Source organism: Mycobacterium sp. NGS61, assembly GCF_059812325.1.
On record NZ_JCALCL010000003.1, the window covers coordinates 253,240 to 268,199 of the forward strand.

The window sequence follows — 14,960 nt, forward strand, 5'->3', positions numbered from 1 at the left end:
ACGTCACGTTCCGTGCAAATGGGAAGGCGTGCCGCCCGTCGCGGCCACGTGGGGGAGTTCCCCAGGCGAGGCGCTCTTGCAGTGGGCTGTACCGCCCTGGTCGCGATCGGGATCGTCGGCTGTACGAAGGTCGCCGACGGCAACGGCGCTGCTGATACCAATGTGGCCCCGGCTTACCGGTCCTCGGTGTCGGCGTCGGTGTCGGCGTCGTCAGTGACGTCCAGCTCCCGGGAGTCCCAGCGCCAGCAATCTGTGACGACCAGCATGATCCGCGGCTCGTGCGGGGCGCTGGCAAATGCGGTGTCCGACACGATCGACAAGGTCAACGCCTACGTCGCCGCGTTGAACGCGGGAAAGAACACCGGTCCCACCGAAGGACCGGCCATCGACGCGCTCAACAGCGGCGCCAACGCGGTCACGGGCAGCCTCAACACTGCGCTCTCCCCGGAGCAGCGTGACGCGTTCAACGCCTACGCCGACGCGGCCCGGGCGGTGGCAAACGCCATCTCGACCCATGCCGGGCCCTCGGAGTTCAACAGGCGGGTGGAGGCGTTCAATAAGGCGAAATCCCGAGCGGTGGACTCCTGCCGGGGTTTCATTTAGCGCGCGGGTCTGTCCGATCGCTACCTACGCAGCAACGGCCGAGTTCATCGAATACGTCGACCGTTCAACAACGTCACGGCCACGGCGCAGAAACTGTGCGTGGGCTAGCCGTATCAACTCGGCGATGGCTGTGCGACGATAGCCTCCATCGCTTGTCGTGAGGTCGGTTGAAGGAGGTTCACGGTGGTCGCGGCGGATCACGCCCCGAGCTACGCTCGCAAACTGGGCATCCAACGAGACCAGGTCGTCCAGGAGTGGGGCTGGGACGAAGACACCGACGACGAAATCCGCGCTGACGTCGAGGATGCGTGCGGCAGCGAGTTGCTCGATGAGGACACCGACGAGGTCGTCGACGTCGTGTTGCTCTGGTACCGCGACGGTGACGGTGACCTGGTGGACATCCTGATGGACGCGATCAGCCCGCTCGCCGAAGACGGGGTGATCTGGGTGTTGACGCCCAAGACCGGCCGCTCTGGTCACGTGCTGCCCGCCGACATCGCCGAGGCGGCGCCCACCGCCGGCCTGATGCCGACGTCGTCGGTGAACCTGGGTAATTGGAGCGCTTCCCGACTGGTGCAACCGAAGTCGCGGGCCGGGAAGCGTTGATGCTGGACGTCGGAGCGACTGCCCCCGACTTCACGCTGCGCGACCAGAATCAGCAGCCCGTCGCCCTGAGCAGCTATCGCGGGCGCAAGAACGTGCTGCTGGTGTTCTTTCCGCTGGCGTTCACCGGGATCTGCCAGGGCGAGTTGGACGCGGTGCGCGACAACCTGCCGGAATTCGAGAACGACGACACCGCCGTGCTGGCCATCTCGGTGGGACCGCCGCCCACGCACAAGATCTGGGCGGTGCAGAGCGGGTTCACCTTTCCGGTGCTGTCGGACTTCTGGCCGCACGGTGCGGTCAGCCAGGCTTACGGGGTGTTCAACGACGCGGCCGGCATCTCCAACCGAGGCACGTTCGTAGTGGACCGCTCCGGGATGGTGCGGTTCGCCGAGATGAAGCAGCCGGGGGAGGCTCGTGATCGTGCGGTGTGGAGTTCGGCGCTGGCGGCCTTGCGGGGGTGAGTGGGTGGTTTGTCACAGTGGCCCCGCTGCACCTGGGCCGGGGCATGACTGCTCGTGAAAATCGGTATCGCCGGTGCCGTTTTGGGGCGTCAGCGGTTCGGCGTGTAGCCTGCGCCGGGGCATAAGGGCGCGTAGCTCAGTGGTAGAGCTCTGGTTTTACACACCAGCGGTCGGCGGTTCGATACCGTCCGCGCCCACTTACCGCGTTAGTTGCCAGGGGGCTCTTTCAGCTTGCGCGGACGCCGCACCGGTGGCTGGGTCTGCCACGCGCCGCCGGCGCGGTACAGCTCAGGTGGTCGGCCACCGCGCGGGCTGGATTTGGCTCGCTGCCCCGTCGGCTCGATGTAGCTGTCCGATGTGGCGGCCCGGCCGGCCCCCGGTGTCGGCGTGGTGAGGCTGCGCCGGAAGTTGGCCGGGTCGATGTCGGCCTGCCAGAGCTCCTCGTAGACACTCTGAAGCTCCGACAGCGCGAAAGTTTCGCCGACAAAAGCCGTCGCGAGGTTTGTCTGTTCGAGCTGTTCAGCCGCTCGGTCTACGGCGTCGGACAGGATTCGGCGGTGGTCGAACGCCAGCTCGAGGTGCTGAACCGCGTCAGTGACCGGCCATAACCGGGCCGCTACGGCATCGGTGCCGGCCTGCAGGATGCCGGGATCGGGCGTCACCGCCAGATATGCCACCGTGACGACGTTGGTGCGCGGGTCGCGTCCCGGGTCGCCGTACGCACCGAATTGCGCCAAGTGCTTGGGTGCGGTCACCCCGGTCTCTTCACGCAGTTCGCGTCGGGCCGCATCGTCGAGTGTCTCGTCGGGCCGTTTGAATCCACCAGGCAACGCCCATGTGCCGGCATACGGTTCGCCGCCGCGCTGCACCAGCAGCACCTGCAGGCGGCCATCTCGCAAGGTCAGAATCACGATGTCGACGGTGACGGCGAAGTTCGGATAACGCGACGAGTCGTAGCCTGCCGCGGAGCGCTTTCTCGGGCTCGTCACGAGAGCCATCGTAGGCGGATATTTGTCGAAAAGACAATTACCTGTTATGGTCTTACTGACAATTACTGAGGTTGATAAGGGGGGACTGCCATGGCGGATCAAGCGGATCGTGACGTCGCGCAACTCTTGGCACGGATCGCGAAGTTAGAGGCGTTGCTCGGTCGGCGATCCACCCCGGAGAGCTCTCGCGCAGACATCTGGTTCTTGCTGGACCGGTCCGGATCGATGAAGGTGATCGCCGAAGCCGTGGTAGAGGGTTTCGACGGGTTCATCGCCGAACAACGCAGGGAGAAAGGACAGGCAACCCTGACGCTGGTCCAGTTCGACGGTGCGGACGTCCACGATGTGCTCGTCGACGCCAAGCCGCTGGATCGGGTCGGTTCGATCGCCGGTCGGTTCCTTCCGCGCGGGATGACGCCCCTGTACGACGCGATCGCAGAGATGCTGGACCGCGCCGAGGAATATTCCGAGCGCTCCGGCGCTGACCCGGCGGATCAGTTGGTCGTCATCATGACCGATGGCCTGGAAAACGCCAGCCGGCGGTGGACGGCGCCAGCGATCTTCGATCGTATTGCGCGCCTGCGGAAGTCGGGATGGACCTTCGTTTTCATGGGTGCGAATCAGGACAGTTACGCCACCGGTTCGGAGATCGGTTCGACCGCTGGGAGCACTTCGAACTACACCGCCTCGCGGACGAGCGTGCTGGCCACCCACCGTGGGCTGACGCGGTCCGTACGCGATTGGCGGGGCAAGTCGCGCGACGTTCGGCGCGCCGACGCCGACAACTTCTGGGGCGGCATCAAGGAAGGCGAAGAACAGGGCGCCCGTCAGTGACGCCACGCGAAGGTGGCGAGAGCCGGCGCCTTCGCCGAAGCTGACATCGGCTATTCCGTTTCGCAGGTGCCTGGGCGGGTATCGCACGCCTCAACGGGAGGAGCCCGATGTGAATTCAGCAGTCAGACAGGTGCTGGAACCGGTGAAGAATGTGGTGCGCAAGGTCGCCGACGCGCAGTCTGGCCCAGCCACGGCGCAGACGGTCACCGTCGCGGTCCCCGTGCAGCGCGTCCAACAGTTCTGGACCGACCCCGACCAGTTGTCGGTCGTGCTCGGCGAGATCGCCGACGTCGAGCACACCGACGACGACCGCTACCGGTGGCGCTTACAGCAGGGGCCTGATGCCGGCTGGGAGTCCACGCTGACCGTCGAGTCCGGTCGCATCAGGTACGTCGGTACCAGCGACGGCAACGAGATCGTGGTCAGCTATCAGGCCGCGCCGCGCGACCTGGGTACCGAGGTCACTCTCCGCGTCAAGTCGCCGGTGCCGGCATTGCTGACTGGTGGTGCGATCTACAAGATCCTCTACCGGACGCGTGCGCTGCTGCAGACCGGCGAGGTCCCCACGCTGCGTTCCAACCCGAGCGCGCGGAACTCCGCGCGGTAGAGGAGAGACTGACATGCGCGCACTGTGCTGGAACGGCGTCAACGACCTGTCGGTGGAGACCGTCGACGACCCGAAAATCCTCAATCCGCACGACGTGATCGTCGAAGTCCGGTTGACCACCACCTGCGGTTCGGATCTGCACTTCATCGACGGCTACCTGCCAGGCATGCGCGAAGGCGACGTCTTCGGCCACGAATTCATGGGAGTGGTGGTCGAGACAGGTACGGAGGTACGCGACATCAAAGTTGGTGCGCGCGTTGTGGTTCCGTCGTTCATCGCATGCGACAACTGCTGGTACTGCGACCACGAGTTGTACGCCTGCTGCGATACCACCAATCCCAACGCCGAACTGCAACAGCCGCTGCTCGGCTATCCCTCGGGCGGGATCTACGGTTACACCCACCCATTCGGCGGCTATGCGGGCTCACACGCCCAATACGTTCGGGTGCCGTTCGGCGACGCGAACTGCTTTGCCATTCCCGACGACATCACCGACGAGCAGGCGCTGTTCTTGTCCGACGCGGTGCCCACCGGCTTCATGGGCGCCGACTTCTGCGATATCTCCGGTGGCGACACGGTTGCTGTCTGGGGAGCCGGGGGAGTCGGCTTGATGGCGGCCCGCAGCGCACTGCTGCTCGGCGCTGAGCGTGCCATCGTCATTGACCGATTCCCGGAGCGGTTAGCGCTGGCGCGCAACGGTTTCGGGTTGGAGACGATCGACTACACCGCGGTCGACAGCGTGCACGAAACGATCCGGGAAATGACCGGTGGCCGAGGTCCGGATGCGTGCATCGACGCGGTCGGCATGGAAGGTCACGGCACCGGGTTGCAGCAACTCTACGACAGGGCAAAACAGTTGCTGAGGCTGGAAACTGATCGCGCCAGTGCGCTGCGCCAAGCGATCTTGGCGTGCCGAAAGGGCGGCGTGGTCTCGGTGCTCGGGGTCTACGGCCTGACCGATAAGTTCCCGATGGGCGTGCTGACCAACAAAGGCCTGACCTTGAAGACGTCCCAGCAACACGGGCAGCGCTACGTCAAGCGGTTGTTCGACTACGTCCAGCAGGGCGACCTGGATCCCGCCAAGTTGATCACGCATGACTTGCCCTTGGAGAAGGGCGTGCTTGCCTACGACCTGTTCAAGAACAAGACCGACGGCTGCATCCGGGTGGCGTTGCGGCCTTGACCGGTCGCGTCCCGTTCGATTCGGTGGGTTGGTGCTTAGACTGCCGCGGAGCGGGGCATAGCTGCTCCCATGGCGATCGACGCTGACGACGTCCGGCAATTGCTGGCCCACCAAGACGCGGACGCTGCACTGATTTTGCTTGAGGGCCGCATCGAAGTGAAGACTCCGGCCGAACTCGCGTCGCCGAACTATCGCGGGGCCCTGCAGATCGTGACGCGCGCGGAACTCCAGGAGCGGGCCGGCGGCGTCGACTTCGCCGACCGCGAACTGGCAGAGCTGGCAGCAGACCTCGATACCGCCGTCCAGAACATGGGCGGTTGAGAACCCGCGCGATACGCGCGGATTTCGTCCGGCGCCGTGCCGTGCTGGAATCAACGGCATGAGTCAGCACGAACCCCTGAACATGCCGCTCGAAGAGGCGATGCGCACGCAGCGCGCCATCCGTCGGCTCAAGAGCGACCCCGTCGACGATTCGCTCGTCTTGCATCTGCTCGAACTGGCGATGAAGGCGCCCACCGGTTCGAACGCGCAGAATTGGGAGTTCATCGTCCTCAAGGACCGCGAGGCCGTCGCGAAACTCGCCCGGCTGAACCGCCGAGCCATGAACGTGTTCGGCCCAATCTACAAGCGCGCCTTGGAAAAGCGGATGGACGAGAAGATGCTGCGCATCGAAAAGGCTGTCCGGTGGCAGGCCGATCACTTCGAGGAGATCCCCGTTGTGGTGGTGGCCTGCCTCAAAGGCGTCATCGCGCCGTATCCGACGATCGCAGTCAGCAGTGCCTACGGTTCCATTTATCCCGCAGTGCAGAACCTGCTGTTGGCGGCGCGGGCGGCCGAGTTGGGCGCGGCGTTGATCACCATGCCGCTGTGGAGCACATTCGCGGCTAAGCGTGCTCTGGGTTTGCCCTGGAACATCACGCCGGTCGCGGTGATTCCGATGGGCTGGCCCAAAGGCAAGTACGGCCCCACGTCGCGTCGACCGGTCGGCGAGTTCGTCTCGCTGGACCGGTACGGAAACCGGGCGTTCCGGCAGGCGCCCTGACCCGTCCCGGCACCGCACCGGTGTGGGGGTGGGACAACCCCTTGGACGTGTTTGCCCCGGTATGGCACGCTCGTGGGCGTGAGCGACTCATCTGGCTCTCAGAGCAACAGGCAGACGTCCGGACCGCCGGTGCGGCCACTGTCGTCCGATCAGCAGCCTGCGACCAAAGCCGACCTGTACGCGGCGGTCGACGCCATGCGTGCCGACATGCGCGAACTGCTCGAGCAGATCAGCACCCTGATCAAGGACGCGCAGAAATAGCGTGAAGCCGTTCCGCATCGATGTTCCCGACGACGTTCTCGACGATCTGCAGGCACGGTTGGCCCGCACCCGCTGGCCCGAGGCCGAATGCGTGGACGACTGGAGCCAGGGCATCCCGTTGCGCTACACCCGCGACCTGGCCGCGTACTGGGCCGGCGACTACGACTGGCGCGCCCGCGAGGCGGCGCTGAATCGCTTCGATCAGTTCATCGACCAATTCGACGGCCTCGACATCCATTTCATCCACCAGCGGTCGCCGCACGAGGATGCCTTCCCGCTGCTGATCACCCACGGATGGCCGGGCTCGATTGTGGAATTCCACAAGGTGATCGAGCCGCTGACCGACCCCACCGCCCACGGTGGCCGCGCCCAGGACGCCTTCCACGTGGTGTGCCCGTCGCTGCCCGGGTACGGCTTCTCCGGCAAACCGGGCCGCACCGGGTGGGGCGTGCCGAAGATCGCCCAGGTGTGGGACGAACTCATGCTGCGGCTGGGCTATGCGCGTTACGGCGCCCAGGGCGGCGACTGGGGTGCGGCCGTCACCACCCAGATCGGCCGCAACGGCGGGAACTGCGCGGGGATTCACCTCAACATGCCGCTGGGCACCCCGACCAAAGAGTCGCTGACCAACCCCACCGCGGAGGAGCAGGCGGCGATGGCCGCACTCGCCGAGCACCGTAGATCAGGCACCGGCTATTCCAAGCAGCAGTCCACCCGACCGCAGACGCTGGGCTACGGGCTGGTCGACTCGCCGGTGGGCCAACTGGCCTGGATCGTGGAGAAGTTCTGGGCATGGACGGACTGCGACGGGCATCCCGAGAACGTGCTGACTCGAGACGAGTTGCTGGACAACGTGATGATGTACTGGGTGACCGGCACCGGTGCGTCCTCAGCGCGCCTGTACTGGGAGAGCTTCAAGGTGTGGGGAGACCACACCCGGGTCGAAATACCTACGGGCGTAGCGGCGTTCCCGAAAGAGGTGCTGCGCGCGCCGCGCTCCTGGTGTGAGCCGAACTTCAACATCACGCACTGGACCACCATGCCGCGCGGCGGGCACTTCGCCGCCTTCGAGCAGCCGGAGCTGTTCGTCGAGGACCTCCGCAAGTTCTTTGCGACGGTACGCTGAAACTGCTTCGCCGACTGTGCATTTGACGACGCGACACGCCGGTCCGGCGTCGTGAATTGCGCAGTCGGCGGGTGAACGGGGCGGACGGGCGAACGGGCGGGCCGGTAATTCAGACGATCCGCCGGCCGCGGCGCGCGCGAGACCGCATGTCCCGCAGGTACAGCTCGTAGCCGAGGATCCAGAGTCGGTGCGGTATCAGCCGGTCGGCAAGCCGCAGTGCGGCCAACAGCCACTCGAATCGGCGCTGCTGGGACGGCGACCAGTCCAGCCGCATCATCGCCCGGAACTCCGGGGCCAGGAAACCCGTGGTCGCGAACAGGTTGAAGGGCCCGACCAGCGCCCGCACCGGCCACGGCATGAAGGCCATCGACGCCACCCCGTGCAGGTGCTCGCGCACCGGCGGGTCGATATGCAAATCGTCCAACGAACGCTTCCAGTATTCGTCGAAGGCGACCCGGTCGGCCGGCCACATGCGCTCGGGCACCTGCAACGTGGTGGCCAAGCGCTTGGCGTCCTGATATACGAGCTCGGCTGCGGTGTCGTCGAGCGGGCCGTGCAGGAATTCGTGTTGTTCGACGAAGTAGCGGTACAGACAGGCGGCCACCCACAGCTGCAACTTCGGATCAAAAGCGTTGTAGGACACCGGGCTGGTCGCGGTGGAACGCACCTGCCGGTGCGCGGTGTCGACGGCCTTGCGGATCAGGGTGCGGTCGGCGTCGGTGCCGATGGTCGCCACCGCCAGGTAGGTGCCGGTGGTGCGGGCCCGCTTGAACGGATGTTTGTAGACGTTGCCGCTGTCCACCGGGCTCTCCAGCACGCCGTAGCCGACGCCCGGCAGGGACAACTGCATGATGACGTTCGCCGCCGGCATCAGGGTCGCCGCCGGGTTCAACAGGTCGGCGACCCTGGTCGCCGGCCGCTTCATTGCGGATCCTTGCCCATGGGATCGAGTACATCACGTATGAGACGCTGCCGGAATGCTTGCATCGACCCCACCGGCCCGGATGCTCGGTGTGTGGGCCGGATATCTGGCCGACCTGGTGTTCGGCGACCCGCGCCGCGGGCATCCGGTGGCGTTGTTCGGCGCGGTGGCCGCGAAGCTGGAACGGCTGACCTACCGAGACGCTCGGCTCGCCGGCGCAGTGCACGTGGGTGTGCTGGTCGGCGTGGCGGGTCTGACGGGTGTGATGTTGCAACGCCGCGTGCGCTCGCCGACGGCCGTCGCGTTGGCCACCTGGGTGGCGCTGGGCGGAACGTCATTGGCGCGCACCGGTTCCCGGATGTCGGCGATGCTGGAGCGCGGTGACGTCGAGGGTGCGCGAGTGTTGCTCCCGTCGTTGTGCGGACGTGACCCGGCAGCGTTGGACGAGGCGGGTTTGACGCGTGCGTCGCTGGAGTCGGTGGCGGAGAACACCTCCGACGCGGTGGTGGCGCCGTTGCTGTGGGCGGCCGTGGGCGGTGCGCCGGCGGTGCTGGGATACCGGGCGGTCAACACCTTGGATGCGATGGTCGGGCACCGCTCCCCGCGCTATCTCCGATTCGGTTGGGCCGCGGCACGATTGGATGATGCAGCCAACTACGTCGGGGCGCGGGTGACCGCGGGACTGGTGGCGCTCTGCGCGCCGCTGGTGGGCGGGTCCCCGACAGCCGCGGTGCGGGCCTGGCGTCGCGATGCGGCCCGGCATCCCAGCCCGAACGCCGGCGTCGTCGAGGCGGCGTTCGCCGGTGCGCTGGGGGTGCGGCTGGGCGGACCCACCCAATACCGCCACGAGTTGCAGATCCGCCCGACGCTGGGGGACGGGCATTCGCCGACCGTGATCGACCTGCGCCGCGCCGTGCTCCTGTCGAGGGCGGTGCAGGCCGGGGCCGTCGTGGTCGCCTCGGTGGTGGTCTGGCGACGGCCGGACGCCCGTCCACCCCGGTTACCCTCATCGGAGAACGGACGATCGGGGACTCGTTCAACTCCACTGGTGAGGCGAATCCTGACAGCGATGACCGCAGGGCAGTAATCATTCGGACGGAGGGGATGCGTGCGTCCGCGCAGCGACAGCAGGCCCGCGCAAGCGCCGGCAATCCTGAAATCCGCCCGGGTGACGCTGATCGCGTGCGGTTTGTTGGCCGCGGTCAGCTCGCTGGCCGGGATGGCCCCGCTGTTCGTCGTCGTGGAGGTCAGTCGTCGGCTACTCGTCGGCGACACCGATGTATGGCCCATCGTCATTGTGGCGATCGGTGCGCTGACAGCAAAGCAGTTGGGGGTATTCGCCGCCGGAGTGATGACGCATCTGGCCGATATTCGCGTGTCGTTTCAGATCCGGCGGGAATTGCTGGTCAAGCTCGGCCGCGTACCGCTGAGCTGGTTCGACGAGCGAAACTCCGGCGTGGTGAAGAAAGCGGTCGAAGATGATGTGGCTGCGCTGCACCGCCTTGTTGCGCATTCGATTGTCGAGCTGAGTGCGGCCGTGGTGCCACCACTGGTGGCATTGATCTACCTGTTCTACCTGGACTGGCGCATGGCCTTGGTGACATTGCTTCCGGTGTTCGCCGGGCTGGCCGCATACCAACGCGCGATGGCCAGCGCCGAAACCAAGTATCCAGAGTTCTTGCAATGGTTGGCACGTCTGAACGGCGCAGCGGTGGAATTCGTCAACGGCATCGGCGTCGTGAAATCGTTTGGCACGCCCGGAACAGCGAGCCGGCACTTCCAGGACGTATGTCAAGGATTCGCGCGTTTCTTCCTCGACTGGGCGAAAGCTACCAGCGTCGCGAGTGTGATTGCCGAAATCCTGCTCTCGCCGCCCAGCATCCTGCTGGGCGTCGCGGCGGCGGGCGGAATCCTCACGGCCAACGGCGATCTCTCGTTGCAGAACTTCATCGCCTTCCTGGTGTTCGGCACCGTCATCACGTCCGGTTGGATGTCGCTGTTGATGTCGGTGCAGCCCTTGGTCTCCGCGCTGAAGGTGTACGGGGAGATCCGCGACTTGCTGGCTACCCCGGACCTTCCCACCCCCGACTACCCGGCTGAAATCGACGCCGAGGCGCCCGGCCCGGTGGTGCAGATGCGGGGCGTGCGTGTCTCATACGGAGACACTGTCGCCCTCGACGGGATCGATTTGAGCCTGGCCCGCGGTACCCTCACCGCGCTGGTCGGACCGTCCGGTTCCGGGAAATCCACCCTGGCCAAGCTGCTTCCCCGGTTCAACGATCCGGGCGAGGGCTCGGTCGAACTCTACGGAGTCGACCTGCGTCGCATCGACCCGGCAGAGCTTTACCGGCAAGTCGCCTTTGTGTTCCAGGACGCACACCTGTTGGCGATGAGTGTCCGCGACAACATCCGCCTCGGCTGTCCCGACGCCGACGACGCGACGGTGCGGGAGGCCGCGCGTAAAGCTCAGATCTTGGGGAAAATCGGGCAATTGCCACGGGGGTTCGATTCGATGATCGGACAGGACGCGGCCTTTTCAGCGGGTGAACGCCAGCGGGTCTGCATTGCCCGCGCGATCCTGGCGGACCGCCCGATTCTGGTGCTGGATGAGGCGACCGCGAGCGCCGACCCCGAAAGCGAAGCACGCATCCAAGACGCGCTGACCGAGGTCACCCGCGGCCGCACGGTGTTGGTGATCGCGCACCGGCTCAGCACGATTCAAAGTGCCGACGCCATCGTCGTGCTGGACGGCGGCCGGATCGCCGAACAGGGTGCGCATCGCGACCTGCTGGACAACGACGGCATTTACGCACGGTTGTGGAAGCACGAGAGAGAAGCCGAACACGTTGTTGCCCAACAACTGAAGGTCGACCGTTGATCACCATCATTCGGCATCTGCTCGAGCTGCTCGATGCCCGCGGGCGCCGCCACCTGCGCACCATGCTGGTACTGCAAGGTGCACAGGGAGTTCTCCAGGGCATCGGTTTCTTGTTGGTCGTACCGCTGCTCGGCACACTGTTCGAACGGCCAGTCGCATGGGCCCAGCTGTGGTCATGGATCGCGGCGATCGCGGTAACGGTCGGAGCCCACCACGCGTTGCTCGCGTGGAGCACATCACTGGGGTTCCTGGTCGGCACTGACGTGCTGACCAGTTTCCATACCCGAATCGGAAATCACCTGGCCACCTTGCCGATCGGCTGGTTCGGTGCGGACCGCACCGGTCCGGTCGGACGTCTGGTCAGCAAGGATGCGACCGACGTCGCGGACTTCCCGGCGCATATGCTGCGGCACATCATCGTCGGAGTGACCGCACCGGCCACGCTGATCATCGGCAGCTATCTGAGCGACTGGCGCATTGGCATCGCTCTGACCGTAGGTGCCGTGCTGTGCGCGCTGTCGCTGAAGATGTATATGGGCATCGTGCACCGCAACGACGCCCAGTACGAACACGACGTGGCAGCGACCGCGTCCCGCATCGTGGAGTTCGCCCGCCAGCAGCCGACTTTGCGAGCGTATGGGGTGCTGGACCGTCGATCGCTGGGCGCGCTCGAGGAATCCCTTGTCCAGCAACAACACTCGCAGTCGCGGTTGACTATCCGCGGTGCGTGGGGACTGATTGGATGCTTCGGGACGATGCAACTCGTCGTTACCACGATCATCGGGTTGACGGTCGCCCTGACCTTGCGCGGCGATCTTGCGGTGCCGACGCTGATCGGGCTGTTCATCATCACGTTGCGCATGATCGATCCGATCTCTCAGCTCGGCGACCTGGCCGGTCACGTACAAGTCAACGCCGACGCGATCGTTCGAGTGCGCGAGTTGCTGGCCGTGCCACCGCTGCCGGAGCCCGACCGAGCGGCGACGCCCGCCGGTGCGGACATCGAATTGCGTGGTGTGCGATTCGGGTACCACCACCGCGATTCGAGCCACGAGGTCATAAGCGGCGTCGACGCCACCATCCCGAGCGGCAGTCTTACCGCGATCGTCGGCCCGTCCGGCGCCGGGAAGACGACGTTGCTCAGACTGATTGCCCGCTTCTTCGACGTCGACGACGGCAGCATCCGCATCGGCGGCTACGACGTACGCGAACTCGGCACCAGCGCAGTCGCACACCTGACCGCGCAAGTATTCGACGACGCTTACCTTTTCGACGGCACCATCGCTGACAACCTGCGGATGACCGATCCTGATGCCGCAGAAGCCGAGCTGTCCCACGTTGCCGGCATCGCCCGGCTCGACGAAGTCATCAACCGGCTGCCCAACGGGTGGAACACACGCGTTGGCGAAGGGGGGTCGGCGCTCTCGGGCGGGGAAAGGCAGCGTGTCGCGATTGCCCGCGCGTTGCTCAAGAATGCGCCGGTCGTGCTCCTGGACGAAGCTACGGCCGCGCTCGATGCCGTCAACGAGGCCGCCGTGGCCGCAGCCATCCGCGAACTAGCTCACGAGCGCACGGTTATCGTTGTCGCACATCGACTTTCGACGGTGATAGACGCCGACCAGATTCTTGTCCTCGATGACGGTCGGATCAGCGCACGCGGACGTCACGAGCAGCTGGTCGCAAACCAGGGGACCTATACCAGGTTCTGGGAAGAGCGGTTGCGTGCCCGAGGCTGGCAACTTCGGCGCGATCAGCCGACCCCTGCTGCGTCCGGGTCGGCATAGCCTGCCCCAGCGGAAGATGCCGCGCCGTGTGGGCACCATTTCTACCGCTGAGGCAGGTGTTCGCCGAGAGTTTGCCTACATCTCGACTGGCAGGGGAGGCGGCTCCAAGCCGCCGCCGAATATCTGTCCGACGATGCTGAACAGATTCGCCGTCGCCGCGATCGGACCGACCGGGAGCGCGGGAATCGGCAGGATGCCTTGGAACTCGTCTTCAGTGAAAGTGAGCTCGACTCCGATCGAGTTCAACAGCGAACCGCCGACGCCGTTATAGATCGGTCCGGCGGCACCGTACACAACCTGCCCCGGACTGAAGAGGCCACCGAAACCAAGGCTCAAGCCGGTGACTTGTTCGGTGCCCCCGGTGGGACCGCTGATGAACTGGTTGACTAGCGGCGCAAGGGGATCCAGGTTCAACGTGGCCCCGTTGAAGAAACCGTCAACGACGTTGGCCGGTGTGTTCAACAGGCCGGTGAGCGCCCCCGTCACATTGCCGCCGGTGATATCGGCGAGGACGCCGCCGGCGCTGTTGAGCAGCGCGACGCCGGGGCTTGCGAATGGACCCACGGCACCCATGAGCAGGCCGCTCAAGGGTGAAGCTGCGAAGTTCAGGACTTCAGTGAGCACTACTCCCACCGGCCCGTCGGGGAGGAAACTCTCGATCAGCCCGGTATAGATTTCGTTGTGCGCGTTGGGCACGTACGTCACCGGGTCGGAGATCGTCTGGGTGATACCGCCAAGCGTGTGCTGGGTGACCGCGAGTGCGAGGTCTCTGGGGGCACCGACCAGGGGTATCGCCTGTGCAGCAGCCTGCAGCTTGGCAAAGAAGCCCGCGGGGTTGGTGACGAGGTGGTTGATGCCACCGGTGAACGTGTTCAGGCCGACCCGCGAGGCTCCGAACACCGTCTCGGCGTTCTGCGCCGTCGTCGCGACGACCTGCTCCCACCGGGTGATCGGGTCGACGGCAGTCGCGGCCGCGGGTGCATGGGATGAGCCCAGTGCGCCGAGCAGGTTCTGCTGCGCGTTGGCGACCTCGGCACTTGTGTAGGCCCCGACGCTGGAATTCATCGAGCTGACGAACTCGGTATGAAACGCCAGCGCGTGTGAGTTGACCGACTGGAACTGCCGGCCGAAGTTCTCGAACAACGACGAGATCGCGATGGAGATCTCGTCCTCAGCTGCGGCCGCGATTCCCGTGGTGGGTCCCGAAACCGTCGCGGCGGCATCGGCGAGCGCTCGGCGGATACCCGACAGATTTTGTGCTGCGCTCTGCATCAGATCCGCACTTGCGGTCACAAACGACATGCTTGCTCTCCCTTATTCGTTCGCCAGTACGGTGACCGCCGGTCGGAAAAATTTGCACAGGCGTCGTACGGCCAACCGCACAGGAGGTGGCAAAGGACGCGCAGCATCTGAGGTGGCGGCTTTCTCCGGGGTGCTCCGCCCCGGGTTAGCAGGATGCGATGACACGAGTCTCCTGGCTCTCGGATCGCCGCTCGCCTCGCCTTCCAGCCAAATGGCCGTGGCATGTGAGGGTCGCTCCCCGATGACAGTGGCGGCACCGCGCCGGATTCGCACCGGCTTCCTGCGTCGTCATCGCCGTACGGGCGACATTGTTACACGCCGGGGACCCCCAACGGAACAGGCAGGCCCGCCCCGGCTGCCAC

At 65.6% G+C, this 14,960-nt stretch carries 16 protein-coding genes, 1 tRNA gene and 1 riboswitch; of the genes, 14 read left to right on the forward strand and 3 right to left on the reverse strand.

All coding sequences use genetic code 11. The features are described 5' to 3' along the window. Positions 1–12 precede the first annotated feature (12 nt). The 4 genes from AC5Y3Z_RS08795 (at position 13) to AC5Y3Z_RS08810 (ending at position 1,867) form a co-directional block, all read left to right on the forward strand. Positions 13–603 carry an Rv2240c family protein gene (locus tag AC5Y3Z_RS08795; protein WP_463824559.1) on the forward strand — a complete coding sequence of 197 codons (591 nt, stop codon included), beginning with the start codon at positions 13–15 and terminating at the stop codon, positions 601–603. Positions 604–786: 183 nt separating this feature from the next. Then, the gene (locus tag AC5Y3Z_RS08800; protein WP_463824558.1) at positions 787–1,209 is read left to right on the forward strand and encodes a DUF3052 domain-containing protein; all 423 of its coding nucleotides are present in this window, start codon (positions 787–789) and stop codon (positions 1,207–1,209) included. Next, a complete protein-coding gene (locus tag AC5Y3Z_RS08805; RefSeq protein WP_463824557.1) occupies positions 1,209–1,670 on the forward strand; it encodes a peroxiredoxin in 462 nt (153 codons plus the stop codon). Before AC5Y3Z_RS08800 ends, AC5Y3Z_RS08805 begins: the two co-directional genes overlap by 1 nt. A gap of 125 nt (positions 1,671–1,795) precedes the next feature. Next, positions 1,796–1,867, forward strand: a tRNA-Val gene (locus AC5Y3Z_RS08810). 9 nt (positions 1,868–1,876) lie between these two features. Here the strand turns inward: AC5Y3Z_RS08810 and AC5Y3Z_RS08815 are convergent. Beyond that, positions 1,877–2,659, reverse strand: coding sequence for an NUDIX hydrolase (locus AC5Y3Z_RS08815; RefSeq protein WP_463824556.1), 783 nt, complete (start codon positions 2,657–2,659; stop codon positions 1,877–1,879). A 90-nt stretch (positions 2,660–2,749) separates the two neighbouring features. Between AC5Y3Z_RS08815 and AC5Y3Z_RS08820 the strand changes: the two genes are divergently transcribed. The 7 genes from AC5Y3Z_RS08820 (at position 2,750) to AC5Y3Z_RS08850 (ending at position 7,712) form a co-directional block, all read left to right on the forward strand. Beyond that, on the forward strand, positions 2,750–3,493 hold the full coding sequence (locus AC5Y3Z_RS08820) for a VWA domain-containing protein (RefSeq protein ID WP_463824555.1): 744 nt from the start codon (positions 2,750–2,752) through the stop codon (positions 3,491–3,493). Positions 3,494–3,602: 109 nt separating this feature from the next. Continuing rightward, positions 3,603–4,100, forward strand: coding sequence for a hypothetical protein (locus tag AC5Y3Z_RS08825; protein ID WP_463824554.1), 498 nt, complete (start codon positions 3,603–3,605; stop codon positions 4,098–4,100). Between the two features lie 13 nt (positions 4,101–4,113). After that, complete coding sequence (locus AC5Y3Z_RS08830; protein ID WP_463824553.1) at positions 4,114–5,283, forward strand: zinc-dependent alcohol dehydrogenase; 1,170 nt, start codon at positions 4,114–4,116, stop codon at positions 5,281–5,283. A gap of 69 nt (positions 5,284–5,352) precedes the next feature. Further along, positions 5,353–5,604, forward strand: coding sequence for a hypothetical protein (locus AC5Y3Z_RS08835; RefSeq protein ID WP_463824552.1), 252 nt, complete (start codon positions 5,353–5,355; stop codon positions 5,602–5,604). Positions 5,605–5,662: 58 nt separating this feature from the next. Next, positions 5,663–6,325: a nitroreductase family protein gene (locus AC5Y3Z_RS08840; protein WP_463824551.1), complete on the forward strand. Its 663-nt coding sequence runs from the start codon at positions 5,663–5,665 to the stop codon at positions 6,323–6,325. A 78-nt stretch (positions 6,326–6,403) separates the two neighbouring features. Beyond that, positions 6,404–6,586 carry a hypothetical protein gene (locus tag AC5Y3Z_RS08845; protein ID WP_463824550.1) on the forward strand — a complete coding sequence of 61 codons (183 nt, stop codon included), beginning with the start codon at positions 6,404–6,406 and terminating at the stop codon, positions 6,584–6,586. A 1-nt stretch (position 6,587) separates the two neighbouring features. Continuing rightward, entirely contained in the window at positions 6,588–7,712 is a 1,125-nt protein-coding gene (locus AC5Y3Z_RS08850; RefSeq protein WP_463824549.1) for an epoxide hydrolase family protein, read from the forward strand. Positions 7,713–7,821: 109 nt separating this feature from the next. Here the strand turns inward: AC5Y3Z_RS08850 and AC5Y3Z_RS08855 are convergent, their stop codons facing one another. Then, positions 7,822–8,637 carry an oxygenase MpaB family protein gene (locus AC5Y3Z_RS08855; RefSeq protein WP_463824548.1) on the reverse strand — a complete coding sequence of 272 codons (816 nt, stop codon included), beginning with the start codon at positions 8,635–8,637 and terminating at the stop codon, positions 7,822–7,824. Between the two features lie 52 nt (positions 8,638–8,689). Between AC5Y3Z_RS08855 and AC5Y3Z_RS08860 the strand changes: the two genes are divergently transcribed. From AC5Y3Z_RS08860 to AC5Y3Z_RS08870, 3 genes are read left to right on the forward strand one after another with little or no spacing between them, the layout of a single operon-like run. Then, complete coding sequence (locus AC5Y3Z_RS08860) at positions 8,690–9,721, forward strand: cobalamin biosynthesis protein (RefSeq protein ID WP_463824547.1); 1,032 nt, start codon at positions 8,690–8,692, stop codon at positions 9,719–9,721. Between the two features lie 21 nt (positions 9,722–9,742). Beyond that, positions 9,743–11,512, forward strand: coding sequence for an ABC transporter ATP-binding protein (locus tag AC5Y3Z_RS08865; protein ID WP_463824546.1), 1,770 nt, complete (start codon positions 9,743–9,745; stop codon positions 11,510–11,512). Beyond that, entirely contained in the window at positions 11,509–13,296 is a 1,788-nt protein-coding gene (locus AC5Y3Z_RS08870) for an ABC transporter ATP-binding protein (RefSeq protein ID WP_463824545.1), read from the forward strand. Before AC5Y3Z_RS08865 ends, AC5Y3Z_RS08870 begins: the two co-directional genes overlap by 4 nt. Positions 13,297–13,371: 75 nt before the next feature. Here the strand turns inward: AC5Y3Z_RS08870 and gjpA are convergent, their stop codons facing one another. Then, the gene (gjpA, locus tag AC5Y3Z_RS08875; protein ID WP_463824544.1) at positions 13,372–14,598 is read right to left on the reverse strand and encodes an outer membrane porin GjpA; all 1,227 of its coding nucleotides are present in this window, start codon (positions 14,596–14,598) and stop codon (positions 13,372–13,374) included. Between the two features lie 145 nt (positions 14,599–14,743). Then, positions 14,744–14,926, reverse strand: a riboswitch (cobalamin riboswitch). Positions 14,927–14,960 lie beyond the last annotated feature (34 nt).

Excerpts from the sequence above, each read along its gene's own strand:
- AC5Y3Z_RS08805 (WP_463824557.1), top strand. The coding sequence starts at position 1,209 with ATGCTGGACGTCGGAGCGACTGCCCCCGACTTCACGCTGCGCGACCAG.
- AC5Y3Z_RS08820 (WP_463824555.1), top strand. The coding sequence starts at position 2,750 with ATGGCGGATCAAGCGGATCGTGACGTCGCGCAACTCTTGGCACGGATC.
- AC5Y3Z_RS08830 (WP_463824553.1), top strand. The coding sequence starts at position 4,114 with ATGCGCGCACTGTGCTGGAACGGCGTCAACGACCTGTCGGTGGAGACC.
- AC5Y3Z_RS08835 (WP_463824552.1), top strand. The coding sequence starts at position 5,353 with ATGGCGATCGACGCTGACGACGTCCGGCAATTGCTGGCCCACCAAGAC.
- AC5Y3Z_RS08840 (WP_463824551.1), top strand. The coding sequence starts at position 5,663 with ATGAGTCAGCACGAACCCCTGAACATGCCGCTCGAAGAGGCGATGCGC.
- AC5Y3Z_RS08855 (WP_463824548.1), bottom strand. The coding sequence starts at position 8,637 with ATGAAGCGGCCGGCGACCAGGGTCGCCGACCTGTTGAACCCGGCGGCG.
- AC5Y3Z_RS08860 (WP_463824547.1), top strand. The coding sequence starts at position 8,690 with ATGCTTGCATCGACCCCACCGGCCCGGATGCTCGGTGTGTGGGCCGGA.
- gjpA (WP_463824544.1), bottom strand. The coding sequence starts at position 14,598 with ATGTCGTTTGTGACCGCAAGTGCGGATCTGATGCAGAGCGCAGCACAA.